The sequence below is a fragment of the Pseudoalteromonas sp. MB47 genome, assembly GCF_011319765.1.
Taxonomy (GTDB): domain Bacteria; phylum Pseudomonadota; class Gammaproteobacteria; order Enterobacterales; family Alteromonadaceae; genus Pseudoalteromonas; species Pseudoalteromonas simplex.
This window is the reverse complement of sequence record NZ_VFBD01000029.1, coordinates 164,182-190,684: the sequence shown is the minus strand read 5'-3', so window position 1 is coordinate 190,684 and position 26,503 is coordinate 164,182. Positions and strand designations below refer to the sequence as shown.

Below are 26,503 nucleotides of genomic sequence, written 5' to 3'. Positions count from 1 at the left end.
GGTTGGTGTTGTCCATTTATGCACTATCAATATAACTTTGAATTACTTTTAATAGACTTGGGGCAACTGAGCAAAAAATCTACCTTATTTTACGAATATTTTAAAATTAGGCAGAAAGTATGATCTAAAACAAGGTTTGCACCTGCTGAGAAACACGCTGATTTAGAACTTGATTTAGGTCAAAAAAACAACGAACCAGAAGCGCATAATGACTTTACCGCATTTAACCAGGAGAAGAAAAATGGACGGTAAAACAGTTAAAGAAAACAAAGCTGAAATAGTCGTTGTCGTGATCGCATTACTTGCATTTGTTATCGGTTTGGTAGGCCATCTAGCTGGTGCTAGCTTCGCAAACTTTGATACCTTTGGCTATATTGCTGCACCTGTACCATTGATCCTAGGGATCATTGTTTTAATCTCATATAAAGTGGCTGCAAGTGCTGAAGATTAAAGTATCACTCACTTTGATTTATAAGCTTAATAATGTAATCCATCACTTGGCGTGAGTAGATCATACTGGTGTGACTCAAATGAAACACCTTATGTTCTGCCATGCCATTGAGCTTGGTTTCATCTATCAAAACTGTACCATCAGAGACACTGCCTTTAGCAATCAGTGGCATTAGCCCTATGGGTAAGTCACCAGCAATACTATAAAGCTTGGCATTAAACGGCCAATTGCCATTCTCAGATAATAGAAACTCCACGCTATTTTTTAACAGCATTTCAAAGCCCTTCTGCTGCATTTGTTTGGCAATATGGCTGCCTTTATGCGGGGTGCCTAAGGTGATCACCTTTTCGACATGGCGGCTTTGAAGAGAATTGGCCTCTAAGTAAGCGCGAGCAACCAAGCCGCCCATTGAGTGGCAAACTAAGGCGGTAGGTTTACCACCAATAAAGCGATCAATCTTATCGAAAATCGCCGCTCTATCGGGAGAGAGCGTGTTATAGGTCAAATTGAGTATTTTTAGTCCTGACTTTTCAAGACGCGCACACAAAGGGCGCATCACAAAGCCTGACATATATAGTCCGTGTAATACTACAACTTGCCTAATTGCCATCGCGTTCCTTACATTAACTGTTGCGGTTTAATTTCGATATTTGCTGTGTCTGAGCTAACCCATACTTCACCGTCTTGAATGGTAATAGTGAGCTTAATATTACGATCAGCTAAGTCGGCTAATGCCTGAGTCGCAGCATAATCGAGACTAAAAATACTTAAGTTTTTAAAATCATACAACTTAGGTTGATGTTTTTGCCACCAAATCGCTTGGTTATTTTCACCATAGGTATATAAAACAACTTGCTTCGACTTATTGCAGGCTTTTTTCAGGCGTTTTTCATCAGGTAAACCAAGCTCAACCCATAATTCAATTTCTTCGCTATAGTTAATGTGCCAAAGCTCAGGCTCATCATCGGCGCATAAGCCTTTAGTAAACTCTAAGCCTTCACGGGCATTTAGCGCAAAAGCCAACAAGCGGATCATCAAACGTTGTTCGGTTTCTGATGGGTGTTGTGCCAGAGTTAAATTGAAATCTTGATAAATGTGGCGATCCATATCGCTTAACGATAATTGCGCTTTAATAATGGTTGATTTAAGAGCCATAACTGCTTACTTGAAAAAATTTGCGTCATTATAGCGCAATTCGTTGCCGAGCCAGTTAAAATACCGTGAAATTATCTTGTAGGAGTTAAAAATGGCCATCCAGTGGTTCCCGGGTCACATGAACAAAGCCCGAAACGAAATTAAAGAAATCATGCCACAGATGGATGTGATCATTGAGGTACTTGATGCCCGTATTCCTTACAGTAGTGAAAACCCAATGGTTACTGCGCTGCGTGGCGATAAGCCGGTGATCAAAATCATGAACAAGGCGGACTTGGCTGATCCTAAGTTAACGCAAGCTTGGAAAGACTACTTTGAGCAGCAAAGTGGTGTGAAAGCGATTGATTTTGGTAATGATAAAGCAGGTGAAGTGCACCGTATTAATGAGCTTTGTAAAAAATTAGTACCGCATAAAGTAGGCGCTGATAAACAAATTAAAGCCATGATCATGGGTATTCCAAACGTTGGTAAATCAACGCTTATTAATACTTTGGCCGGCCGTATCGTGGCAAAAACAGGTAATGAACCTGCGGTAACCAAAGCGCAGCAACGTATTAAGCTTGACGATGGCATTATGCTTTACGACACGCCGGGTATGTTATGGCCTAAAGTAGAGAACGAAAACTCTGGTTATCGTTTAGGGGCAACCGGTGCTATTCGTGATACCGCTATCGACTACGAAGAAGTGGCAAGTTACACCGCTGAATATTTACTGCATGCATACCCAGAGCTTTTAAAAAGCCGCTATAAAATTGATGAGCTACCAGAGTCTGACTGGGAGTTTGTTGAAATGGCAGGTAAAAAGCGTGGTTGTATCCGCGGTGGTAATCAAATCGACACTTACAAAATGTCTGAAATTCTTATCAACGAATTACGCGATGGCATTATTGGTCGTATTACCATGGAAACACCGGCCATGCGTGAAGAAGAAGAGCAAATGGTTGCACAGCTTCGCGCTGCTGCAGAGGCGAAAAAAGCCGCTAAAGAAGAAGAGAAAAAACAACGCCGTGCACGTGCACGTAAGAACCGTCGATAAAGTTAACGCATTAACTTTTAGACATAAAAAAAGCCCTGCAAGGGCTTTTTTAGTTTCATATCTACCGTCACCGATATGAGCAATGTAGCAAGTAAAATAAGTAGGGTCGCTTATATGTCGCCAATATCAAGGGGCGTTGCGATTAGCAACATATAAGCTAAAGCTTTAACGTGGCGACACGCGTTTCTGGGGAGAAACAAATTCAATCTCAACAAGTCATCATACTTCGCTTGGCTTGTTGAGATTAATTATCAATTAGGTTTGTGATGCTGTCAATACTTTTTTTGAAAATAATTCTCATTTAGTTTTGTGTCAGGTTTTGTACGAATTTCAGACATAAAAAAAGCCCTGTAAGGGCTTTTTGAGTTTCATATCTACCGTCACCGATATGAGCAATGTAGCAAGTAAAATAGTAGGGCGATCACCTGTTGCCAATATCAAGGGGCGTTGCGATTAGCAACAGGCGATCTTAGCTTTATCGTGGGCCACACGTGTTTCAGGGTCGAGAAACAAATCAGTTTATTCCGAACAAGTCATAACACTTTATTGTCTTGTTGATAGTGATTATCAATTAGATTTACGTATCTGTCAATACTCAATTGAAAATAATTCTCATTTCTTTGTGTTTGTTTTTTAAACTTCCGTAATACAATGCATTAGCACTAAAGTTAGGCTGTAAATTACGTGCAATAAAAACTATGCTGGGGCTATAACAATTAAAATAATCACATGCGATGTTCTCAATTTGGTCAATAAGCCTTCTTGCAATTGTGTATCTGGCAATTTTATTTGCGGTTGCAGGCTGGGCTGATAAAAGAAAAGTATTGCCTTTTAAAGGCTTAACCTATGGTTTATCACTTGGGGTGTATTGCACCTCTTGGGCGTTCTTTGGCACTACAGCACAAGCTGCATACAACGGCTGGTGGTTGGCTCCGACCTATGCTGGCACTATTTTGTTATTCATTTTTGGCTGGCAAGTCTATTGCCGCATAGCGCATATTTGTCGGCAGCAAAAAATAACCTCAATGGCAGATTTTATTGCGACTCGGTATGGTCAGTCGTCGAGTTTGTCTGGACTCATTTCATTGATTTCAGTGATTGCCATTGTGCCCTATATCTCTTTACAGCTAAGTGCAACTGCACAAAGTATCAACTTACTTACCGACCGCGCTGCCACACAAAGCCATGAAGTATGGGCCGATAGTACTTTTTACATCACGATTGTATTGGCTCTGTTTGCTATTTTATTCGGCGCGAGGCGGTTAAAGCCCAGCGAACATAATCCAGGTTTGATAGCCAGTATTGCCTTCGAGTCTGTGGTTAAGTTGTTGGCGTTTTTAGCGGTGGGTTTGTATGTATGCTTTGCTCTATTCGACAGCCCAGTGGCGCTGTTTGAAAAAGCGCATGACCTAAATATTGATCAGCAAGTGGCGGCCACACAAAGTCCAACCTATGTGTATGTTGCTCATACTTTGCTTGGTATTTTGGCGACCTTATGTTTGCCAAGACAATTCCACATGAGCTTTATCGAAAAAAATAACGATAAAGAGCTGGCCTCGGCGCGTTGGCTATTTCCGATTTACCTCTTACTTATTAACCTATTTATTTTACCTATTGCATATGCCGGATTAATTTACTTTCAAGGTCAAGAAGTCGGCTACGACACCTTTGTATTGGCTTTACCTATGGCGGCTGATGATGCCTTTGTGGCGTTATTAGCCTTTTTAGGTGGCTTTTCAGCGGCAACCAGTATGGTGATTGTGTCATCAATTGTGCTTTCAGTGATGATCACTAATGACTTTATTAACCAGTTTATTTTACGCCGCTCGCAACTTACATCGAGCAGTCGCGGGCTTGATAAAAATAACCTATTACATGCGCGAAAAATCGTTATCGTATTGATTTTATTGCTTAGTTACTTCACTCACCGAGTGCTAGGCGAAAGTACAACCCTTGCCAATGTGGGTTTGATGTCGTTCACCTTAGTCGCGCAATTTTCGCCAGCCATGATTATAGGCTTATGGTGGCGACAAGCCTCGTGTCGCGGTGCGCAATTGGGGATTTTAAGCGGCTTTATTATTTGGGGATACACACTTTTACTACCGAATATCGCTGGAGGTTTAGGAAGCGATAGCTTATGGCTTGTGAATGGACCGTGGGGAATAAGCTGGTTAGCGCCAACCGACTTATTCTCACTAGGCATGGAAAGCATTAGCCAAGCTCTATTGCTATCGTTAGGTGCGAACTGTTTAGTGTATTTCTTAGTGCCTTTATTTAGTCGAGCAACCTTAGCTGAACGCTTACAGAGTAATAAGTTTGTTTCGCAGCTGAATGATTCGAAGGTAAGCAATCATCTACAGCCTTTGAGCTACCATGACCTAGGTGCACTATTGCAACGATTTGCCGAAAAAGAAGCGGCACAGTCTTTGGTAAATCATTACTTTCCGGATGATAAAAGTAAGTGGAAACGTCCTGCCAATGTTGAGTTAGAACTATTAGTTGAGCGTGAGATGTCTGCGGTGATCGGCGGCGCATCGGCACGGCTTATTTTAGATGTGGCTAAGAATGAGCAGCGCCAGCCTCTAGAGCAGGTTGCTGAGTTTGTTGACGAAGCAAGCCAAGTGCTTAAATTTAATCGTGACTTACTGCAATCAACAATCGAAAATATTCAACAAGGGATCAGTGTAGTTGATAGTGAGCTGCGCTTGGTAGCTTGGAACCAAGGCTACAAAAACATGTTCGCCTACCCAGATGATGCGCTTTACATAGGCCGCCCGGTTGCCGACATTATTCGTTTTAATGCCGAACGCGGTTTATTTAGCGGCGAGAGCATGACCAGCGAAGTTGAAAAACGCTTAGCCTATTTACGCCAAGGCAGCGCTTATAAATACCAGCGCTCGCACAATGATGGTCGCGTGTTTGAAATGCAAGGTAACCCACTGCCAGGTGGCGGCTTTGTAACAACCTATACCGACATTACCGAGTTCGTAAAACAACAAAAAGCGTTAACCGAAGCCAATGTTAGCCTTGAAGAAAAAGTCGCAGCACGCACCTTGGCATTGACTCAAGCAAACCAAGAGTTGTCGATGGCAAAGCAAGTGGCGGAGCAAGCAACGGTCAGTAAAACGCGCTTTTTTGCCGCTGCTAGCCATGATTTACTGCAACCTTTCAATGCTGCGAGCTTGTTTTGTTCTTTAATGAATGAAAAAGCCCAAGACACCGAACTTAAAGAGTTGGCGATGAATATTAAGAATTCATTGGGCAGCGCCGAAGAGTTATTATCGAGTATTTTAGAGTTAACTAAGCTGGATTCAGGCTCATTTAAAGTACAAATGAGCGAGTTTGCTGCCAGTTCGTTGGTTGAGCCTCTGCGTAATGACTACGAAGCCCTTGCCCGTGAAAAAGGCTTAAAGTTCATTATTGAAACCTGTGATGTGCGCTTGCATACCGACAAAGCGCTGTTACGTCGAGTACTACGTAACCTTTTGAGTAATGCGATTCGTTATACCGAGCAAGGTGAAGTGCGCTTAAAAATGCAGTACGACGATGACCATGTATCCTTTATTGTTGAAGACACAGGGATTGGTATTGCATCGAGCGATCAACAAACTATTTTCCAAGAGTTTAAACAGCTTGGTGCAAAACCAAGCGCCGAGGGTTTAGGCTTAGGGTTGGCAATCACTAAACGTATATGTGACTTACTTAAAATACCCCTAGTGATGGGGTCTGAACTTGGTAAAGGCACGCAATTTACTCTAACTCTGCCTTGCAGAGTGAGTACTGCGCCTGCGCAAGCGAAAGGCGCTGAGGCGTCACAAGAAACAGAGCTGGGGCAATTGCGTATTTGGTTGCTTGATAACGACCGCAACGTGTTAGAGGCATTAAAGCAGCTACTCGAAAATTGGGGCTGTGAAATTTCAATAGCCACTAACTTAGCGGAGCTTGAGCAGTTAAAGGCAAGTCAAGCCCTGCCGCAATTGTTGATCATTGATTATCAGCTTGATGATGGAGTAACGGGACTTGAAGTGATTGAGCAAGCGGCACTAACACGCTTACCAGCCATCGTTAATACCGCGAATCATGATGAAGGCATACGCGAGTTAGTGCTCGATGCGGGCTATCCATTGCTTTATAAGCCTCTGAAAGCGCCCGCCTTAAAACGCATGATTAAGCGACTGACTTAATCTGCGTTTTGCTCAGTTGCTAAGGTTGACTCTTTGAGGCGTTGCTTAACCTTGGCAACAAAGCGTCTATCTAGGTCGTCTTCATTGCTTAAGAATAAAAGCATCTCATTACCGTCATGATCAATAACGGTAAGTGAAGATGTTGTTAGAGGACTTTTTGCATAGTCTGCTTTCACTTCTTTTATTTCATTAAAGTAGAGCAGATCTTTTTCAATTACACCTTGTTCATTTTTCCAGTAACTAAAAATGGTGTTTTCTGTGATGCCGTTTCCATCAGTTTTAAAATCGAAAAATGCGTCACTATAAAAATAGTGCACATTCTCGTTGGCAGGAATAATTTCTTTTCTTTTTAGAAAGTTAACTTGATAGGACCAAAGCTTATCGCCGGTTACTATGGTTGAACTTGGCAGTAAATATAGCTCATAAATTAAGCCATAAAATAACCAAGGCAACATGAATATCGAAATGATAACCTGCCTCGCTCGCCATTGAGAGTGGTACTCAAGAGCCTGTTCGGGCTGCTTGAGGTTTTGAATGTAATTAACCAGTGGCAACCATAGAATAGGTGTAACTAAAAACAGCCAAGTACCATATTCCCAGTTATAGCTTACGACTTCAGAAATGATAATCGCCAGCCATAACACGAACCCAACCGCAACAGGCATGATCTTATTTTTGCCAAAGGTTTGCTCGCTGTGCTTGCAAAGCTCAAGTAACAACGGAATAAAAAACAGCGGTGCGAATATCCCTCGAGCAATCGGCATAATATGGCTTTGTTGTTGCTCTTTTATCGCTTTCCAGTTGCGATAGCTCCAGTAGTGAATGAATATTCCTAAGCTTAATAAGCTGTAAATAACAAACTTACTGTTACTGACAGGGTAGAACTGTTGCTCAGCAAAAACTGGGCGGTTACTTGCTTCTATACGCCAAGCCGCGATGAAAAAGATGATTGCCGCCAAGTAACTTAAAATAAAAACGCTATACCAGTTGGTTTCGTCATCCGCTGGTGTGTTTGTGGAGCTATTTGTGCCGTATTTAATGATGCCGTAATGGGTCGCGTTATTGAGTTTTTTGCGCTCGCTTAGGTAAAGGTCTATTTGATCGGCTGGAATATGATCCTGCTTAGCGCTGTAATCAAAGTATAAGGTCAACACAGAATCTTTAAATGTTACGCGTTTTTCGAAATGAAAAAATGGGTTGTCGATCGTGACCTGCTCATCATCAAACTGCCAATTAGTATCCGTAAACGTAACCTTTATGGTTGTTTCGATATTATTTGGGTAACGAAACCACATTGGTGCATTGTTACGCTCTCGCTGTTCAGGCTTATAAACTGAGTTTTGAATTTCACTGGCGTAAAAGTCGTTCTGAAAATCATTACCCTCAGGTCGCCAAAAGTCATCAATAGTATAGTACTCATTGGTAATTAGCTGACCGGTGTCCTCTGGGGATTCAACCAGCATAGGTTTGGCTGTTTGTAAGCCTTTGTAGGTATCTTGATAATATTCGCGGTAATCATCTTCTACGCTTTTTAAGCTGTTTTTAGCGATTGAACTGCGGCGGCTAATTGCTTCAAAGTCACCGTATTTATATTGAGTTGAAAAACTAACTGGCTCATCAATACCTTCTGGGATCTGATAATTATCAAAAACCTGTATGCGTTTTAGGGCAGGCTCAGTGAACATATCCGTAAAGCCTGTTTCACCTTGTTTAATTATTAACGCTACATCGTAGTTCGGTTGAGCTAAATGTTCTAAATCGCCGCGCTGATACGAAATGGTCGGATCAAGCCAGTAGCGTTTACCTTGGTGCTCTAAGGTGACAATCACATGGTCAAATAAGCTAGGAGAGACCGGTAAGCTAGCAGTACGTTTTCGGTCTTCAGTGTTAACTAAAGCAGGGTGAGCCTCTACGCCGAGCGCTTTAAGTAAAGAAATGAGCAAGACGGTTTTGTCTTTACAGTCGCCATAGCGCAGTGCCAAGGTTTCTGATGCAGGAGTAGGCTGGTGCGAGTTGGTGCCCATTTCTAGGCCCAAATAACGTACTTCGTCTTGGCTAAAGCGCAGGGCTGCGACAATTTGAGACTCTAAGTCGGCATGCTGAAACTTAATTTGACGAGCAATTGTTTCAATAGCAGGGCTCACTTCGATGGCAGATTGGTACAAAGGTAACGACCAATTGACTACCTCTTGCCAATTATTTACTTCAGAAAAGTACACTTCCTTGTAAGGCGAATACCAATGCGGTACTTCGCTTGCAGAGCTAAGGGGCGGCTCATTGTGTTGGCTAATCTGGTAGTCAAAGCCCGTATCTAACTTGGTTTTAGTAACTGGCGACTCGCCATTCATAAAGTTGATATATAAGGGCGTAGGCTTTTGCCACTTTACCCGCATAAATTGCTGCACTATCGGCACCGACCAGTTCAGTGTGCGCTTGGTGCTGAAGTGCTGATAAACCGGGTTACTGCCCGAAACCGTATAGCTGTAATCTAAAATATCCATGACCCGCATATCATCAATAATGACATTTAGGCTTAAGGTGCCATTGTATATACGACTTGCTAAGTCAGTCTCGCGTTGTAACACCTGTAGCTCGGCACTATTTAGTTTATCTATATATTGGCCGTCACGAATAATGCCTAAACTATTGAGCGTAAGAGATTGATAATTTGGGTCAAAATCAATATTCAGCTGGCTAATATAATCAACCCCAGACTGATTGACCGCTTGCATTACAGTACGATTAAAGCGTTGCTGTGGGGCTTGCTCAGATACCTGAAGCTGAGTGTCGAGCATCAGGTAGAAAGTCCCGTCTCGTATTTGGTCTCGAGGTATCTCAGGGGTAAGTAACTCATGGTGTTTTACCCAGTTAGCTGCGGGCGCAACTTGATACTCTTCAGCGGCTGCAAAGCAGCTCACAAAGAATAAAAAAACAGCCAGTAGCTTAAGTTGTAAGTGCATCCATTTCATTGTTATTTTCTAATTACGTTTAGCTTTATATGACAAATTACTGAATTTCGCTGCATGAGCCAAATAAAGTTCAATATAAATGCTTCTTTTTAGGTCCAATGCTAAATAAGCGTTAGTTTTCAGTGCCTTCTTTGTCAGGTAAATCTGTGATTTCAACGCGGCTATTTACTTCATAGTATTTTTGCGTGATTTTTTTCAAAATCTCGCGGCGCAGTGGGCTTACCTGACCTATTATTTTACTTGAATTATCACCATAGGTCGTAAAGGCCGTATCCCAACCAATTGCCACAATACTTGGATCGATAACTACTGCATTACCGCCACCGTATGGAATATCGCTACCTAAAATATCGGTAATATCGTAATTATCGATACTAAAAGAGAGGTTTTGCACAACTTGGTTTTTATCTGGCTCTGGAATCACTAATGACTGAAGATGAGCAGCTAAATCTTCTTCAAAATTAGGAAAATAGTTTTTCTTTTCAAGGTACAAAGAAGAAACGCGTGTGCTGTGAGTATCAATAACACTGCCTCGATTTGAATTTACAAATTGCACAGCATTGGTGGTCAGAGCGGTAAATACATTTTTTGCTGTATATGGGTGATCTAGTAAATTTGGGCTGCCAATGTAGCCACGGTAATAGCCGTACATTAGTAGTGGATCGTTGTTAAAAAGAGGTGCCACAATGTTGTATTCAATGTCGTTCAATGAATACTGGTTACCATTAAAGTTAAAACGCGGCTTATCAAAAAAACTTGGCTCTTCGTTTATTAGCTTAGATAAGTTTTTTACTGGGTACTGCTGAACTAACTCATTGAGTACCGTCACGTTATAAAGATTGAACCAGTAAGCGAGCAGTTCAGACTTTGGCAAGTTACTCAAGTTAATCTTATTTGGCAGGTCGGCCATTTTTTTTTGCACAACTTGCAAAGCTTGCTTCATTTTAGGGTTTTCTTTATAAGAATCATAATAAAAGCGGTTTGCTTCTGTTGCTGTTGAAGGTTTAGGGTTAGATGACAACCGTGTACCTATAGCAGTGGTGTGTGAGGTGATGCGGTAGCGGTCAGACACGCCTAAATCAATCACCGAAGCACTTAATATTTGCCCATAGCTAGCGTATTCAAGTGTGGAATTTGAGTTTTCATTATATTGATGAAATTGACTGAACTTCTCTTGGTTAATTGCTGTGGCGGCTGTTTTATTAATAGGTGCCGTTGAATTACAGGCCGTTACCAAAATAAGTGACGTTGCTAATGCGATGGGTTTTATGGCGTTTTTCATTTTCACCACCTTCCTTAGTACAAAAAACAAACATATTACTTTTACTTTAAATTGGCAATATCCAGAAAATTAATACAGAAAAAACCAAACTTAAAGCTGGCTATTGCGGCTTTGCTAAGAGTTTTAGTTGGAATTTCAGGGAGGTTAAAGCGGCTCATGGCGAGCCGCTTTAGGATACATTATTTATCTTCAGGCTCTTTAGCGGGTAAGTCTTTTATTTCAACGCGGCTATTTACTTCATAGTATTTTTGCGTGATTTTTTGCAAAATCTCGCGGCGTAACGGGCTTACATGACCGACTTCTTTGGTTAAGTTATCACCATAGGTCATAAAGGTTGTATCCCAACCCATTGCCACAATACTTGGATCGGCGACTATCGCATTCCCTCCACCGTATTCAATATCGCTACCTAAAATATCGGTAATATCGTAATTATCGATACTAAAAGAGAGGTTTTGCACAACTTGGTCTTTATCTGGCTCTTGAATAACTAATGATTGAAGATGGTCAGCTAAATCTTCTTCAAAGTTTGGGAAGTAGTTTTTCTTTTCAAGGTATAAAGAAGAAACACGAGTGCTATGGTTACCTATCACACTACCACGGTTTGAATTAACAAATTGCACCGCATTGGTGGTCAGGGCTGCAAACACATTTTTCGCTGTATATGGGTGGTCTAGTAAATTTGGGCTGCCAATGTAACCACGGTAATAGCCATACATTAATAGCGGGTCATTGTTAAATAGCGGTGCAACAATGTTGTATTCAATGTCGTTCAATGAATACTGGTTACCATTAAAGTTAAAACGCGGCTTATCAAAAAAACTTGGTTCTTCGTTTAATAGTCTCGTTAGGTTTTTAACAGGGTACTGCTGCACTAACTCATTGAGTACTGTCACGTTATAGAGGTTGAGCCAGTATGCGAGTAACTCTGATTTTGGTAAATTACTTAAATTCACCTTGTTTGGCAGGTCGGCCATATTTGCTTGCACTATTTGCAAATCTTGTTTCATCTGAGGATTCTTTCTGTATGAATCATAATAAAAGCGATTTGCTTCTGTTGCGGTAGACGGTTTAGGGTTAGATGATAATCGTGTGCCTATTTTGCTCGTATTATTTGAAATGCGATAGCGGTCTGACATACCTAAATCAATCACCGAGGCATTTAATATTTGCCCGTAGTCAGTGTACTCAAGGGTGATATTTGATTTTTCATCATATTGATGAAATTGGCTAAATTTTTCTTGGTTAATGGCTGTCGTTGCTGTTTTATTAATAGGAGCCGTTGAATTACAGGCGGTAATTAGAATAAGTGATGTTGCTAGTACGATGGGTTTGATGGCGTTTTTCATTTTTATGACCTTCCGTAGTTTAAAAATTAAACATAGCGTGGTTTTTCTGAAAGCGCAACAATCTGTTGTTTTTGTTAAAAGTACTAACTTTTGTGTTTCTCAGGTGGGCACAGTAATTATAGCTTGTGTGCCTTGCTGGGGTTTTGAATTTATCGATAACTCAAAACCTTGGTTGCGCACAAGTTCTCGGGTGATCACAAGCCCGATGCCTGTGCCATTTGCTTTGGTTGAGTAAAATGGTACGAACAAGTTATCGGGGTTTTGAATACCACAACCTTGGTCGCTAATTGCAATATTTAAGTTATCACCTTGCCTTGACCAAGTGAGGGTTGGGGCAGAATTGCTGCCTGCTTCAAAGGCATTTTTTATCAAGTTGATCAATGCTTGTTCTAGCTGACCAAAGTCGACATTAACATGTAACTCTTCGCTGCTATTTATTACTAGTTCAGGAAAGATAGCGTTTAAACGTGTGTTTAGTTGCTCGCTACTGATTGTTTGTTTTTGTGCGGGTGGTAGCTTGGCAAATGCACTGTAACTGGCTACAAAATCAAGCAAGTGTTGAGCGCGTTTTTCTATTACTTGCAGCATATCTTGAGCGAGATCATCGTGACTGCTAATTTGTCCTTGGCGCTTGAGGGTTTGCAATGATTGACTCATTGAATAAATCGGCGTGAGTGAGTTACGTACTTCATGATTCAACACGCGAATTAAACGTTGCCAAACAAGTTGTTCGTTATCGCGAAGCTGTTGCTCAATTGAAAAGAAGGTTAGTAATTCAAAGTTTCTGCCGGTCCGCCAAAAAGTCTGCGATGAGATTTGAAAGCGTTGTTTAAACAGCGAGTCACTATTTTGTTGCCATTCGCCATCATGCAGTGCAATACCTAAGTCGCTGGCCGATTTACCTTCAATCTGGCGATGACTAATACTGTTGATAAACGCCTTATTACTAAAGTAAATCAAGCCATGGGGGTCTAGTATAACGATGGGTAAGTCCAGCATGCTGGCAAACTCAAAAACAAACTCTTCTGTTTGCATATAATGGCGTTTGTTCTTGGCTATTTTATTGCTGAGCTTGGCAAAATCTTGCTTAAGCGCTGCAACTCGTCCACTTTGGTAAGACGCTAAATGCCAACTATTACTTTCGTCATTTGCCAGTGCATCTAGTTGCAGGCCAAAGCGTTCAACCACATCGGTGATCGCACGGTAGCTTTTAATTAAAGCAAAAGCGCTTATCCCGATAAACGGCAATAATAGGCTGATACTGGCAAACCAATCTAGTTTTAAGCTGAGCGAAAGGGCAATACCAAGCGTTAATAGCACCGCTATAACCATATAAAAATAGCGTCGAACACGCAGCTCTAACGACAACTTGTTACTCATTTAGCGTTCTACTTCTTTTAAATCGAGCTGATGTTTATCAATGCGACGATAAATCGCTGATTTACTTAATCCTAAAAACTCTCCTGCGGCGATAACATTGCCATTAAATTGCAGCAGCGCTTTTTGAATCATTTGTTTTTCAAGCTCTTCAAGGGGCAATAGTGGCAAAGCTTGTTCTGCATTACTATTTGTTTGCTCGCAACTTGGTTGATCTAAAATGAGGTCATTGGCTTGAACATTGTTGTTATCGCTCATGATCACCGCGCGTTCAATGCAGTGACTTAGCTCACGAATATTACCAGGCCAGCTGTAATTTTTTAGCGCCTTTAGGGCATCATTACTGAGCGCCATATTCGCGCGTTGGTATTTTTTACCATGCACCAACAATAAGTGTTCTGCCAAGGGAGCGATGTCGTCTTTTCTGTCGCGAAGCGGTGGAATGTGTAGTTCAATGGTATTGAGTCTAAATAATAAGTCACGGCGGAATTCACCCTGCTCAATGGTCGTAGCTAATTCACTATTGGTAGCAGAAATAATGCGAACATCGGCGGTTTTGGTTTGGCTTGAGCCTAGCACTTCAAATTCTTTGCTTTCTAGCACACGGAGCATTTTACTTTGCAGCTCAAGGCTTAAAGTCGCAATTTCATCTAAAAATAAGGTACCGCCTTCGGCAATTTCAAAACGCCCTAGGCGGTCTTCTTTGGCATCAGTAAAAGAGCCTTTCTTATGGCCAAATAATTCGCTTTCGAATAGCGTCGGCGCAATGGCGCCAACATTCACGCTGACATAGCGTTTATCAGCTCTGAGTGAGTGCTGGTGAATATAATGTGCCAATAAGCTTTTGCCAGTGCCATTTTCGCCGGTAATTAAAATGCTGGCATCGGTTTTAGCTGCGCGCTCAGCTTTGGCAAGCAACAGTTGCATGATTTCTGATTGAGCTATGTAATGTGCTTGTGTGTCACTGGTAAGCGCCTTTAAGCATGCGTTGTCGTGATTACTTTGCTTGAGCTTGAGTTGTTGTTGTACAACGGCGGTTAAGCGCAAGTTATTCCATGGCTTTTCAACAAAGTCGACTGCCCCTAATTGCATGGCTTTAACAGCGACGTCAATGCTGGCCCATGCGGTCATGACAATGACAGGTATGGTCGAACCTAATTGATTTAGTTGCTTTAAAAAGCGTAACCCTTCTTCACCTGAGGTGGTGTCGAGCTTGTAGTTCATATCAAGCAAAATCAGGCTAATATGCTCTGATTTTAATAATTCAAGAGCATGTTCAGGGCCTTCGGCCTCAAGGCAGTGTAAGCCTAATTGTTGTAATGCAACAGTAGCAGCCAGACGTACATCAGCTTGATCGTCTATGACTAAGATTTTGTCCATGATGTTTTCTTATTATCCTGTTGAGGTGGCTTAAATTTAAGCCACCATTTTGTGCTGTTAATCGTTACGTAGTGCAGCCATAGGTTTTGCTTTAAGCAGTAAAACCAAAGGTCTAAAGCAAGCGAATAGCGCAATACATAAGGTTATACTCCAAGCGAGTAATTGCAGTCTTACATCAAGTATCAGCCAAGACATTAGCTGTCCTTGTAACATGTAAAAACCCACTATTACTGCGGCGAGAGCAAACGCAAAGCCAATGAGCACAGGGATAATAGCTTCAACACTCATCAGCTTAAATAAGCGCGCTTTTTTCGCACCTAATGCCATACGAATACCAAACTCATAGCGGCGCAGACCCAGGTTGTAGCTCAGTACCCCAAAAATACCGATTGCTGCTAATAATAGAGTAAATAGCGCTAAGGTACTACACAGAACCACGGTCAGTCGGCTCATGTACAGTAAATTGTCGTACTCTTGTTGCAGGTCATTAAACTGCCACATGGTTAGGTCGCTGTTTTTTTCTTTTAGCGTATTAAGTATTTGTTTATTAGTCAGCTTAACGCCTTCAGAAGCTTTGATAGTAAACATGTAGCTATACGGTGTCGCAGGCCACCAAATGTGACGACCAAACGACTCATCGTAGTATTTAGGGTGATTAAAATCTTCGGTTACACCCACCACTTCATACATCTTTTCTTCTAAGCCTTGGTAGCTCTTGCCGATGATATTTCGATAGTCTTGGCCTGGTAATAAGTTTTCAGCCACGCTGACCGATACCAGTATCTCGTTAGTTTCACCGCGTATTGCTTGTTCAGTAAAGGTGCGGCCAGCGAGAATTTTGGTGTTAACTAACGCAAAGTAATCAGGCCCTACCCACTGACTAGGGAAGAAAACTGAGCTTTTACCGTTTACATCAGTCAAGGTGTTGGCGTTTTGTCTTTGCGAAACCGGGCTATGACCCAGGGCAACATCATCAATGCCTTGGCTATCAAGCAAAACCTGCTTGTATTGCAGCATATGTTCGTAGCGCTCAGCCAATGACATCTGATTATTTGGCTGGAAAAGGTTGGCAAAATATAGGTTTTCGGTATCACTGCCGAGTGGGCGGTTAATCGTGCCCATGGCTTTACTCACTACCATCACTGAAAAGCTAACAAGCAGCGCGGCAACAAACATTTGTGAACCAATTAAAATACGCACTGTACGGCCAGATACCTGTGAAACCCCGCCTTTACCACTGTTCTGCATTTGCGTATTTAGGGTTTTGTAATTCACCAAACGCGCTGTAATTACAGAGAAAATATAAGCAAGAGCAATACACAGTATGATGGCAACAATGACCAACGTGCTATCCACGGCCAAGCTATTAACCAGTGGCAGTCGGCCTTCTGCTAGTACTTTAAATAAACGTATGCCCCATACCGATAAAAACAGCGCAATGCTTACCGATAAGGTCATTAAAATCAGTGACTGTAAAAAGATACTTTTAAATAATGTGCTGCGTTTTGCACCTAACACCGCCTGCAAAGCGAGGGTTTTATGTTGAGCAAGAGCGCGCGAGAAGAATAAAGTGCTTACATTAAGTACTGCAATAATCAGTAGCCCTACTGCACCGGCTAACATCATTAAGCTTAAGTCATCGTTATTACCCAGCTCAACGTCACGATACGGGGTTACTTCAGGTTTTACATCGGTGATCCCCCCGTTGTTTAGCCACTCTGATTTAACCGTATCAATTTGCTGTTTTAAATCGACTTTAACTTGATCTATGGTGACCCCAGGCTTTAAAACTGCAATCAGTTTTAGGTTTTTGAAAGTGTTTGTCCACGGGCTTTGCCAATCGTCATTGTGAAAGAAACGGCGGTCCGCACTGGATGGAAACCACACTTCAACGTCACTTGCTTTAAACATGTAGGGTGGGCTGAATGAGTCATCAACAACACCGACGATACGGTGAACGTAATCGGTTTCACCCGCCATGACTGAAAGTGTTTTACCAATAATGTTCGGGTCGCTGTTGTAATGCTTGCGCCAAAAATTGGCAGATATAACAACGCGGTCATCAGGAGTTTCCAGCGTTTCTCCAAGATCAAAACCTTGTCCCATTAAAAATGGCGTGTTTAATAAGTCAAAATAGTTGCCGCCAACATACAGCACTGGTTCTTTCGGTTCGCCATCTAGGTTTGCAAAGATTTGCTCACCCGCATTGATCATCATACTTTGTTCAAAGCTTTGATTATGCTTAAGCCAATGCACCATCGACTGATAGCTTTGAAAGCCGGTAGCATCGTAGTCATCATAAGTAAGTGATTGCTCAACCACCACCATACGGCTTTCATCGTACACATCAAGGGGCTTTAAAAAGTAGCTGTTAACAAGGCTAAGCACCACAAACAAGGTGGCAAGAGTTAAAGCAAGCGTTGCGATAACCGCAGTGACAAAGCCCGGTGCATTCATTAATGATGCCCACGCTAAGCTTAGTTGGGCGCGTGTTTTGGTTAATTTCATTACATCACCTCGGCGCTTTCGAGTACTTGCTCAGCAGTGTCGCTGCTAGGTGCTTGGCGAGCTTCAGAGTAGGAAACAATTTCACCATCTAGCAATTTAAGTTGCGTTTTAGCACGTCCGGCATAACGTAAATCATGGGTCACCATGCAAATGGTGGTGCCTTTTTTATTCAGCTCATCAAGCAAGTCCATGACGGCATCACCATTTTTTGAATCTAAGTTACCGGTTGGCTCATCCACCAATAAAATGCTTGGCTTGCCAGCCAGTGCACGGGCAATGGCAATACGCTGTTGTTGACCACCAGACAATTGATTTGGTTTATGCTGAGCACGGTGGCCCATTTCAACTTCATCAAGGGCCTGTTTTACCGCAAGCTCTATTTCATTTGGGCTCATGGCTGGCTCTCGGTAAGTGAGCGGCAGTGCCACGTTGTCGAACACCGATAATTCATCAATTAGGTTAAACGACTGAAATATAAAACCAATGTGAAGGTTTCTAAGTTCAGCTTGCTGATCCATATCAAGGGTTTTTGTGTCGACTTCTTTAATGAAATAGTCGCCAGCTGTTGGGCTATCGAGTAAGCCTAATAATGACAGCAGCGTCGATTTACCACAGCCAGATGGGCCGCTAATGCAGATATAGTCACCTTGGTTAATATTCAGGCTGATGTCTTTTAATGCATAGGTTTCAACATTTTGGCCGCGATAAACTTTGGCGATTTTGTTTAATGAGATAAGCGTGTTGGTTTTCATAAACTGTCCTGTTCGATTTTTATTGTTGCCAAATGCTGCCATTTAGAAAGGTCTGAAATGATCAGCTGTTCGCCCACGGTGGCACCGCTCAAAAGTTGAATTTGATTGTCACTGAGTGTACCAAATTCGATATTGGTTGGCGTTGCTAACTGGGTATTTGGATTAAGTTTAAACAGCGTGGCTTCGCTGTGAGCTTGTGCTTTTTGTGGCACGTTAATGGTTAATGCATCGGGAATAATGTTGCTAACGACATAGCCTTCGATGCTTAAATCGGGGCGAGCATTAGCGGGCAGTGTGCCTTGTAAATCAAGTTCGATAATAACTCGACCATCGGTAACAATAGGGTCAATTCGGGTGACTTTGGCATCAACTTCATTGTGGTCTGCTTGGCTAAAAGTGTTTACTTTCGCTGCCATATTGAGTGCCACTTTTTCGGCATCAGCTTGCTTAACGCTTAGCTCTGCTTTGAGTGCTTTATTTGAGCCAACCACCGCAAGGCGGGTACCCGGCACGAGGTTTTGGCCAAGTTCAACATTCAATTCTTGCAGCATGCCATCGATACCTGCCGTTATTTGCAGCTGATCAAAAGCCTGTTGCTCAACTTGATAATTAAGCTCAAATTGGCTTAATAGTTCTTGCTGTATTTTGCTACGTTGTAAGTGCATTTCTTTAAGCTGTGCAAGGCGTTGTTGCTCGATACTTACGCGCTCTGTAAGCTGTGCAACGTTTAGCATGCTTCGTTTGTAATCGAGGCTTGAAACAATCCCTTGCTCGATCAGTTTGCTTTCAGCATCGACTCTAAGCTCTGCACTTTGCAGCTCACTTTTTAATATGGCGAGATTTGCTTGGCGCTCAAGTAGTTCACTTTGCTGGTTAATTCTTTGCTCATTAACACTGGCTTTTTGGCGAGCAAGTTCTAGCCTAGCGACCGATAAACGCTGCGCTTGCTGTGGGTTGACGAGGCTTAAAATCACTGTGTCTTTTTTAACGATAGTGCCGGGGTATACATGGATAGCTTCGACCATTGCGGTGTCGGTATTGGTTAAATAACGTTGATACTTTGGCTTTAAACGGCCAAAGCCACGTATTTTTACCACAAAATCGGCTTGTTCTACGGTTGCTATTTGCAGCTGGCTTGCAGCAACTACAGTGGGTGTAGCCCATTGATACACCATTAAAGCGCCAAGAGCCGACACGCCAATGGCTGCAGCCATAAGCCATTTTTTAGCTTTTGATTGCTGAGGTTTGCGTTTTAGTGTGCTGTCTAAATCCATGATACTGATAAATTTAAATAATCATGGAATAGCTAAGGCGAATTTTGTGCCAAAAATTAAGGTATTGAAAAGTAGTGTTTTTTTATCTTTTGCAACGTGAGCTTTTCCCACTACTGGGAAAGCGAGTTTTAAAACTGGGAGTGAATGCTTAAATTAGCTTTCTTCGATTTTGCCAACCTGCGAAAGCTGATTAAACAAAATGCCCGCTTGAGTACGGTTATAAACATTGAGTTTGCGTAAAATCGCTGACACATGTTGTTTGATTGTCGTTTCTTGAATCGACATTTCAAAGGCGATTTGTTTATTCAATAAACCGTCGGCAATCATCGCTAGTACGCGGTATTGCTGCGGAGTTAGTTTTTCAAGGTTACGAGCAAATTCGCTTTGTTCGTCGTTGATCACCACATCGGTTAAATCCACTTCAGGTGGTAACCAAGTGTCGCCATTGAGTACATGACTAATTGCTTCACTAATAACATCTAAAGAAGATGACTTAGGAATATAGCCAGCAGCGCCAAGGCTCATCGCTTGTTTGATTATGGCGGGTGTCTCATTGGCAGAGACCATGATTACCAAGATATCAGGGTAGTGGTTACGCAGTTGCGAAAGGGCTTGCAGGCCATTTGCACCTGGGATCGTAAGGTCTAAAAATATCAGTTCAATCTCAGGATGAGCGCTTAACAGTGCAAACAAACCATCAATGTCACTGGTTTCTTTAATATGTTCTTCAGGCACTGATGTCGCGGCAGCTTGACGCAGCGCACTTCTAAATAACGGGTGATCATCGGCGATTATGGTGTTCACAGCTAAAGACATTCCCTCGATTCTCCAATGCGTTATGTTATAAGTGATTTTGCCTTTTGAAACAAGGTTTGCCTGAGGGGAAGTTTCAGACAAACCTTTCTCACACAAGGATTTAGATTCTATTTTAGAAACGGTAACCAACAGTGAAGGCTACAGTACGAGGGTCGCCGTAGTAACCAATCAGGGTATTATCACCACCTAAACCTGGGGTGTATTTGCTGGTATCTGTTGGGTCTGTTGGATCAGGTGCTACGAACTGGTAACCACCAATCATGTACTCTTCATCCGTTAAGTTTTTACCGTAAAGACCTGCCGTCCAGTGACCATCGGTGCTGTACCAAGTAATACCCATATTAAAGATACCGTAAGCATCTTGCGTTAATAGGCTATCTTCTTCGAATAGCGCGTAGTCGCCTCTGTGGTAGTAGTTACCGTTGACAACAAAGTCACCCATTTCTGTGTACATGCGGTACGTTGCACCCAGGTTAAAGGTTAAATCAGGTGTGTTTGATACCGTAAAGCGGTCTGATTTATCGAATGCTTCACCGGTTTCTGGGTCGTAATCAATTACGTTATCAAAGCTACTATCGATGTAACCCACTGATGCATCAAAGCTGAGTGATTCTGTTGCAACATAGTTAAGCTCAAGCTCAATACCATCTGATGTTGACTCACCAATGTTACCTAAACGTTGGTTTAGATCTGCAGCGCTGTCGCCCGGTAATACCGAAATATATTGACGGTCTTTATGGTCAAGGGTGAATAACGTGACGTTTGCACGTAAGTTGTTGTTCCACTCACTCTTCATACCGATTTCGAATGAATCGACGATTTCTGGCTTTGCAGCTGGCTCTGCAGTGGTTGCACGTGGATTGAAAGTACCTGACTTAAAGCCTTGCGCATAACTTGCAAAGAACATGATGTCACGATTGTACTGGTATTCAACGCCAGCACGTGGTGTGAAGCGTGACCATTCTTCTTCATCATCGAGTACCGTTGGTACAAGCTGACCTTCTGGGCGAGTGTAACCTGGTACCCAACCTGATTCAGGGTAAACAATGTCAAAGATTAGGCCATTGTTAACCTGCGCTTCTTTTTTGTCTTTGGTGTAACGGGCGCCGAGTGTCATTGACCATTTATCTGTTAAATCAATCGAGCTTTGGATATACGCTGCTTTACTGTTTGAGTTACTACAGCCGCTTACTTCACGAGTCAGACCCGGAGCACCTAGACTTTGACCTAAGATACCTAAAATAGCCTCAAATTGACCGCAAGATTCACCATCATAGTAGTAAAGACCTGAAACCAATTTGTAGTTATCGCCTTGATGATTTAGCTGCAACTCGTGAGTCGTTTGCTCATCATCGTAAATAGCAGGTACGTCGAAAATTTGCAGTGACGTGTTATCAAAGTCGATATTGGTTGGTGAGTAGCTCTCACGGCTTGAACCGATATATTTAATGCTAGTGCTGTCAGTCATATCCCAACGAGCAGTTAGGCTGTAACCTTCGAGTTCAACTTTATTCCATGTTGGTAAGCTGGTGTAAGAGTCATACACGCTGTCTGGAACTGGTGCATCAGTAAGAATACTTGGTAGTAAACGGTAACCACCTTTTGCGTTTGATTTGTCTTCTGTTTTATCCCACGCGAGGCGGAAGAATAAGTCATCAGTCGGTGTGTATTCGAGTGTAACACGAGCTGCGGTTACGTCTTTGTTGTAGTTTTCGCGGTCTTGGTTATCAAGAGCCGATGTTAAAAACTCACCAAAGCCATCACGGTTAAGCGTTGCAAAACCAAAACCCACGTAAAGTTTTTCGTCAACAATCGGTAATTGGCCAGTGATTTTTAAATCTTTTTGGTTATAGCTACCTACAGTGCCTTGAATATTTAATGTTGCATCACCGCTCATTTCTTTGGTGACGTATTTAATGGCACCACCAATGGTATTTTTACCGTAAAGCGTCCCTTGCGGGCCGCGTAATACTTCGATTTGTTGAACATCAAGTAGATCAAGCACGGCACCTTGAGGGCGAGCAAGATAAACATCATCAATATAGATACCTACACCCGGCTCATAACCCCAAAGTGGATCTTGTTGACCTACACCACGAATAAACGCAGTAATTGTAGAGTTAGTACCACGGCTTGCTTGCAAGGTAGTATTTGGCGAGAACTGCTGAACTTCGGTCATAACGACAATGCCATTTTCAGCCAGCTCTTCAGCACCAATTGAAGTGACTGCGACTGGCACTTCTTGCAGGTTTTCAACAGTTTTACGTGCTGTTACCTGAATACGTTCAAGTTCACCTTTTTTTGCTGCAGGTTCGGCTTGTTCTGCCGCTTGAGCACTGACACCTGCCAAAGCAAGTGATACAGCCAGAGTAAGTGGCGCGACTTTTGGGTTAAGCTTTATCATGTTGTATTCCTTGTTATTGTTGTCATTAGTCTTATGGCCACTCACATCGATGTTGCCGAAGACTGAATAAGATTTGCCCGTGTCACCTGTCAATTAATGTAGAAGATAGTTGCAAAAATTGAATTAGTACCATAGTGCTATACCCGTCACAGCCCTTTATTTATCAAGCAATTAAGCTATTTTTAAAGCAGATAGTACCTTAGTGTTATGTATTTTTTGAACGCTTAGGGTAAGACTGAAAGCATTATTCCGATGTCACCTCATCTGTGTAATAACAATAATTATAGGAATGTCTATGCTGAGCATGATAGGACTGTTAGGCGGTTTAATACTGCTGATCATTTTAACGCTGCGTGGGGTAAATTTATTTATCGCTGCGCCAATCTGTGCACTGTTAGTTGCACTTAGTAGTGGCATGGCCATTTTCCCTGTATCGGCAGATACAAACTTTATTAACGCCTATATGGATGGCTTTGCAGGCTTCTTAAGTGCGTGGTTTTTTATGTTCTTACTGGGGTCGTTGTTCGGTAAATTCATGGAAGACACCGGTGCTGCAGACAGTGTTGCAAGCTACATTGTGGGTAAACTAGGTATGAAGCATGCCGTTCTTGCGGTTGTGATTGCCTGTGCTGTTTTAACCTACGGTGGCGTGAGCGTCTTTATTGTTGCGTTTTCCGTTTATCCAATGGCATTAAGTCTGTTTAAAGATGCAAACTTACCGCGCCGCTTTATTCCAGCAACGCTGGCATTTGGTTCGGTGACCTTTACCATGACTTCGGCAGGCTCGCCAGAAATTCAAAACTGGATCCCGGTTAAGCACCTTGGTACGTCACCCTATGCAGCTTGGGAAGTGAGCTTAGTGGTCGCTATTTTCATGGCGACAGCAGGTTACTTTTGGTTGAACAAGATGATCAAAAAAGCCGTTGCTAATGGCGAAACCTTTGAAGCGCGTGATGATGATCCTGTCATTATTGAGCGTCGTCGTCCGCATCCAATTACGGGTGTGATCCCACTGATTGTGGTGCTGCTTTTATCATTTACGCTACATGATGTACTGCAGCAAACCGCGCTTATTGTCGCTTTGCTTGGTGGTGTACTGAGTATTGTGATTATCAATTTTAAGCATTTTCACGATATGGGTAACGCTATTAATGTTGGTACAACCGGCGCCTTAGTGGCAATCGGTAATACCGCTGCCGTGGTTGGTTTTGGCGCTGTGGCGAAAGTATCACCAGCATTTACCGCCGCTGTCGATGTGATGACCCATATGCCGGGGAATGAGTTGGTTGGTGCTGCGGTTGCGGTTAGTGTAATTGCTGGTTTAACTGGCTCTGCTTCTGGCGGGCAAGCCATTGCATTACCCCTTGTCGCACCAGGTTATTTAGACATGGGTGTAAACCCTGAACAACTGCACCGAGTAGTGGCAATTAGCTCTGGAGCCCTCGATACCTTGCCGCATAATGGTTATGTGGTCACAACAATACGCGCTATCTGTAAAGAAACGCATCAACGAGCGTATTGGTCAATGGCAGCGCTGACTGCGGTCATTCCGCTTATCGGTGTCGCATTGGCACTCGGACTCTTTATTTTCTTTTAAGGAACAGCAATGAAAACCAAATTAATAATTTTGCTATGGCTGGTTGTATTTAGTAGCACCGCGTTTGGCGCTGCAAACAAAGCCGACACCATGCTGGTGGAAAAGCAGCATTTTACGACAAAAGATTTTACCACTGTGTCTGGTGTGACGTTAGAGCAAGTGGATATTGGCTGGGAAAGTTACGGAAAACTAAACGCCAATAAAGATAACGTGATTTTAATCACTCATTACTTCTCTGGTACTTCTCATGCCGCAGGTAAATATAAAGCAGATGATGCCCTACCGGGTTATTGGGATGCGATTATCGGCCCAGGTAAAGCTATCGATACCAATAAATATTATGTGATTAGCTCAGATACTTTAGTAAATGCCAACTGGCATGATGAAAATGTCATTACCACAGGCCCTGCGTCAACTAATCCAAAAACAGGTAAACCTTATGGTTTGGATTTCCCTGTGGTTACGATTACTGACTTTGTGAATGTGCAAAAGCGTTTACTCGACAGCCTAGGTATCACTAAGTTACATGCTGTGATGGGCGCATCAATGGGGTCGTTTCAAGCACTTGAGTGGGCTACTCGTTACCCAGATAAAGTAGAGCGTTTAATTCATGTGATTGGCGCTGCAACGATGGATGCATGGACAGTCGCTGCACTTGAAAAATGGGCGTTACCAATTCGTCTAGATAAAAACTGGCAGCAAGGTAATTACTACGGCAAAGAGCGCCCGTTAGATGGTTTAGCGGCAACCATGCTTAATATTACGCAAGATGCGATGCATCCAATTATTTATAACGCGAGCTTCCCTGACTTTAATGTATTGGATGAAGGTGCATTAAAAGATATTCGTACCTTGCCTAAGTTAAACCAAGTACTCGCTCAGCGCGCAATGGCACGAGCTAAAACCCAAGATGCCAACCATGTACTTTATTTGGTCCGGGCATCACAATTATTTACCGCTGGTATGCAAAGCGATTTAACAACGGCACTTAAAAATGTCTCTGCCAAAACATTATTACTACCCGCAACGAACGACTTACTGCTTCGCCCTGAAAACATGCGCACCGTTTTTGACACCATGAAAGCGGCAGGTAAAGACGTTGAGATTTCAGAAATTGAAGGGGGCTGGGGACACCTTGATGGTATTTTCTCAATCGCCCCGAAAGCGCAGCTTATCAGTGAGTTTTTAGAGGAGTAGCCCGATGAGCAAAACAGTTTTAATTACCGGTGCAGCCAGTGGTATTGGTCTATATGTTGCCCAGCAACTGGCGATGCAAGGTCACACTATTATTGTGACTGATTTAAATCAGCAAGCTGCACAACAAGCGGCGGCAGGCATTGTTGAGCAAGGTGGTAGCGCCGAAGGGTATGCGCTTAATGTGGCAGACAGTGATGCAATAGAGCAGTTTTTCACTGAGCTTAATCAGCCAATTGATGTACTTATTAATAATGCGGGTATTCAGCACGTTGCGAAGCTTGAAGATTTTCCTGCTGATAAGTGGCAGTTTTTACAGCAAGTTATGCTCGTTGGCCCGGCGATGATGACCAAGGCGGTACTCCCTCGCATGCGTGAGCAAGATTTTGGTCGCATCATTAATATTGGCTCAATTCATGCCATGGTGGCGTCTAAATATAAGTCGGCTTATATCGCTGCAAAACATGGCTTAATCGGCTTTGCTAAAACCATGGCACTCGAAACTGGTGATGCCAACATCACGATTAATACTGTGTGCCCAGCCTATGTAAAAACGCCGCTTGTGGAGCAACAAATTGCCTCGCAAGCCAAAGAACATGGCATTTCTGAGCAACAAGTGATCGACACAATTATGCTAGCACCAATGCCGAAAAAAGCATTTATCGGCTTAGATGAGATCCTGCATACCGTTAGCTTTTTAATGGCCGATGCAGCACGCAATATTACCGCCCAAGCAATCGCCATTGATGGCGGTTGGACTGCACAATAGGAGGAG

18 protein-coding genes are annotated in these 26,503 nt (G+C 42.6%); 6 read left to right on the top strand and 12 right to left on the bottom strand.

The features are described from left to right. The first annotated feature begins 241 nt into the window (after positions 1 to 241). Complete coding sequence (locus IMPJCBKJ_RS17200; protein WP_054552311.1) at positions 242 to 451, top strand: hypothetical protein; 210 nt, start codon at positions 242 to 244, stop codon at positions 449 to 451. Positions 452 to 455: 4 nt separating this feature from the next. Here the strand turns inward: IMPJCBKJ_RS17200 and IMPJCBKJ_RS17195 are convergent, their stop codons facing one another. After that, entirely contained in the window at positions 456 to 1,061 is a 606-nt protein-coding gene (locus IMPJCBKJ_RS17195; protein WP_054552312.1) for an alpha/beta hydrolase, read from the bottom strand. Positions 1,062 to 1,069: 8 nt separating this feature from the next. Continuing rightward, positions 1,070 to 1,606 (bottom strand): YaeQ family protein, encoded by a 537-nt coding sequence (locus IMPJCBKJ_RS17190; protein ID WP_054552313.1) that lies wholly within the window; start codon positions 1,604 to 1,606, stop codon positions 1,070 to 1,072. Positions 1,607 to 1,697: 91 nt separating this feature from the next. Between IMPJCBKJ_RS17190 and ylqF the strand changes: the two genes are divergently transcribed. Both ylqF and IMPJCBKJ_RS17180 read left to right on the top strand, forming a co-directional pair. Then, positions 1,698 to 2,642: a ribosome biogenesis GTPase YlqF gene (ylqF, locus tag IMPJCBKJ_RS17185; protein WP_054552314.1), complete on the top strand. Its 945-nt coding sequence runs from the start codon at positions 1,698 to 1,700 to the stop codon at positions 2,640 to 2,642. A 734-nt stretch (positions 2,643 to 3,376) separates the two neighbouring features. Next, positions 3,377 to 6,826: a PAS-domain containing protein gene (locus tag IMPJCBKJ_RS17180; RefSeq protein ID WP_166341237.1), complete on the top strand. Its 3,450-nt coding sequence runs from the start codon at positions 3,377 to 3,379 to the stop codon at positions 6,824 to 6,826. On the opposite strand, the gene IMPJCBKJ_RS17175 is transcribed toward IMPJCBKJ_RS17180, so the two are convergent. The 10 genes from IMPJCBKJ_RS17175 to IMPJCBKJ_RS17130 all read right to left on the bottom strand — a co-directional run bounded on the left by IMPJCBKJ_RS17175 (position 6,823) and on the right by IMPJCBKJ_RS17130 (position 22,937). Beyond that, entirely contained in the window at positions 6,823 to 9,795 is a 2,973-nt protein-coding gene (locus tag IMPJCBKJ_RS17175) for a DUF3857 domain-containing transglutaminase family protein (protein ID WP_166341235.1), read from the bottom strand. The genes IMPJCBKJ_RS17180 and IMPJCBKJ_RS17175 overlap by 4 nt on opposite strands. 112 nt (positions 9,796 to 9,907) lie before the next feature. After that, a complete protein-coding gene (locus IMPJCBKJ_RS17170) occupies positions 9,908 to 11,077 on the bottom strand; it encodes a DUF547 domain-containing protein (RefSeq protein ID WP_166341233.1) in 1,170 nt (389 codons plus the stop codon). Between the two features lie 179 nt (positions 11,078 to 11,256). Next, entirely contained in the window at positions 11,257 to 12,426 is a 1,170-nt protein-coding gene (locus IMPJCBKJ_RS17165; protein ID WP_166341231.1) for a DUF547 domain-containing protein, read from the bottom strand. A 99-nt stretch (positions 12,427 to 12,525) separates the two neighbouring features. Then, positions 12,526 to 13,806: a HAMP domain-containing sensor histidine kinase gene (locus IMPJCBKJ_RS17160; protein WP_166341229.1), complete on the bottom strand. Its 1,281-nt coding sequence runs from the start codon at positions 13,804 to 13,806 to the stop codon at positions 12,526 to 12,528. After that, positions 13,807 to 15,183, bottom strand: a complete 1,377-nt coding sequence (locus IMPJCBKJ_RS17155) for a sigma-54 dependent transcriptional regulator (RefSeq protein ID WP_166341227.1) — start codon at positions 15,181 to 15,183, stop codon at positions 13,807 to 13,809. Positions 15,184 to 15,240: 57 nt separating this feature from the next. Continuing rightward, positions 15,241 to 17,691 (bottom strand): ABC transporter permease, encoded by a 2,451-nt coding sequence (locus tag IMPJCBKJ_RS17150; RefSeq protein ID WP_166341225.1) that lies wholly within the window; start codon positions 17,689 to 17,691, stop codon positions 15,241 to 15,243. Continuing rightward, entirely contained in the window at positions 17,691 to 18,443 is a 753-nt protein-coding gene (locus tag IMPJCBKJ_RS17145; RefSeq protein WP_105173892.1) for an ABC transporter ATP-binding protein, read from the bottom strand. Before IMPJCBKJ_RS17145 ends, IMPJCBKJ_RS17150 begins: the two co-directional genes overlap by 1 nt. Next, positions 18,440 to 19,717, bottom strand: a complete 1,278-nt coding sequence (locus tag IMPJCBKJ_RS17140) for an HlyD family efflux transporter periplasmic adaptor subunit (RefSeq protein ID WP_166341223.1) — start codon at positions 19,715 to 19,717, stop codon at positions 18,440 to 18,442. Before IMPJCBKJ_RS17140 ends, IMPJCBKJ_RS17145 begins: the two co-directional genes overlap by 4 nt. Positions 19,718 to 19,870: 153 nt before the next feature. Next, positions 19,871 to 20,533: a response regulator transcription factor gene (locus IMPJCBKJ_RS17135; protein ID WP_054552322.1), complete on the bottom strand. Its 663-nt coding sequence runs from the start codon at positions 20,531 to 20,533 to the stop codon at positions 19,871 to 19,873. 112 nt (positions 20,534 to 20,645) lie between these two features. Beyond that, the gene (locus tag IMPJCBKJ_RS17130) at positions 20,646 to 22,937 is read right to left on the bottom strand and encodes a TonB-dependent receptor (RefSeq protein WP_166341221.1); all 2,292 of its coding nucleotides are present in this window, start codon (positions 22,935 to 22,937) and stop codon (positions 20,646 to 20,648) included. Positions 22,938 to 23,232: 295 nt separating this feature from the next. On the opposite strand from IMPJCBKJ_RS17130, the gene IMPJCBKJ_RS17125 reads away from it, so the two are divergent. From IMPJCBKJ_RS17125 to IMPJCBKJ_RS17115, 3 genes are read left to right on the top strand one after another with little or no spacing between them, the layout of a single operon-like run. Next, positions 23,233 to 24,534 (top strand): GntP family permease, encoded by a 1,302-nt coding sequence (locus tag IMPJCBKJ_RS17125; protein WP_054552324.1) that lies wholly within the window; start codon positions 23,233 to 23,235, stop codon positions 24,532 to 24,534. 9 nt (positions 24,535 to 24,543) lie between these two features. Further along, positions 24,544 to 25,731, top strand: coding sequence for a homoserine O-acetyltransferase (locus tag IMPJCBKJ_RS17120; protein ID WP_063527829.1), 1,188 nt, complete (start codon positions 24,544 to 24,546; stop codon positions 25,729 to 25,731). 4 nt (positions 25,732 to 25,735) lie between these two features. Then, positions 25,736 to 26,497 (top strand): 3-hydroxybutyrate dehydrogenase, encoded by a 762-nt coding sequence (locus IMPJCBKJ_RS17115; RefSeq protein ID WP_054552326.1) that lies wholly within the window; start codon positions 25,736 to 25,738, stop codon positions 26,495 to 26,497. Positions 26,498 to 26,503: the final 6 nt, after the last annotated feature.

Coding starts and splice junctions, on each gene's coding strand:
- IMPJCBKJ_RS17115 (WP_054552326.1), top strand. CDS start 25,736: ATGAGCAAAACAGTTTTAATTACCGGTGCAGCCAGTGGTATTGGTCTA.
- IMPJCBKJ_RS17135 (WP_054552322.1), bottom strand. CDS start 20,533: ATGTCTTTAGCTGTGAACACCATAATCGCCGATGATCACCCGTTATTT.
- IMPJCBKJ_RS17175 (WP_166341235.1), bottom strand. CDS start 9,795: ATGAAATGGATGCACTTACAACTTAAGCTACTGGCTGTTTTTTTATTC.
- IMPJCBKJ_RS17200 (WP_054552311.1), top strand. CDS start 242: ATGGACGGTAAAACAGTTAAAGAAAACAAAGCTGAAATAGTCGTTGTC.
- IMPJCBKJ_RS17155 (WP_166341227.1), bottom strand. CDS start 15,183: ATGGACAAAATCTTAGTCATAGACGATCAAGCTGATGTACGTCTGGCT.
- IMPJCBKJ_RS17195 (WP_054552312.1), bottom strand. CDS start 1,061: ATGGCAATTAGGCAAGTTGTAGTATTACACGGACTATATATGTCAGGC.
- IMPJCBKJ_RS17150 (WP_166341225.1), bottom strand. CDS start 17,691: ATGAAATTAACCAAAACACGCGCCCAACTAAGCTTAGCGTGGGCATCA.
- IMPJCBKJ_RS17145 (WP_105173892.1), bottom strand. CDS start 18,443: ATGAAAACCAACACGCTTATCTCATTAAACAAAATCGCCAAAGTTTAT.
- IMPJCBKJ_RS17160 (WP_166341229.1), bottom strand. CDS start 13,806: ATGAGTAACAAGTTGTCGTTAGAGCTGCGTGTTCGACGCTATTTTTAT.
- IMPJCBKJ_RS17180 (WP_166341237.1), top strand. CDS start 3,377: ATGTTCTCAATTTGGTCAATAAGCCTTCTTGCAATTGTGTATCTGGCA.
- IMPJCBKJ_RS17170 (WP_166341233.1), bottom strand. CDS start 11,077: ATGAAAAACGCCATAAAACCCATCGCATTAGCAACGTCACTTATTTTG.
- IMPJCBKJ_RS17140 (WP_166341223.1), bottom strand. CDS start 19,717: ATGGATTTAGACAGCACACTAAAACGCAAACCTCAGCAATCAAAAGCT.
- IMPJCBKJ_RS17190 (WP_054552313.1), bottom strand. CDS start 1,606: ATGGCTCTTAAATCAACCATTATTAAAGCGCAATTATCGTTAAGCGAT.
- IMPJCBKJ_RS17125 (WP_054552324.1), top strand. CDS start 23,233: ATGCTGAGCATGATAGGACTGTTAGGCGGTTTAATACTGCTGATCATT.
- IMPJCBKJ_RS17120 (WP_063527829.1), top strand. CDS start 24,544: ATGAAAACCAAATTAATAATTTTGCTATGGCTGGTTGTATTTAGTAGC.
- ylqF (WP_054552314.1), top strand. CDS start 1,698: ATGGCCATCCAGTGGTTCCCGGGTCACATGAACAAAGCCCGAAACGAA.
- IMPJCBKJ_RS17130 (WP_166341221.1), bottom strand. CDS start 22,937: ATGATAAAGCTTAACCCAAAAGTCGCGCCACTTACTCTGGCTGTATCA.
- IMPJCBKJ_RS17165 (WP_166341231.1), bottom strand. CDS start 12,426: ATGAAAAACGCCATCAAACCCATCGTACTAGCAACATCACTTATTCTA.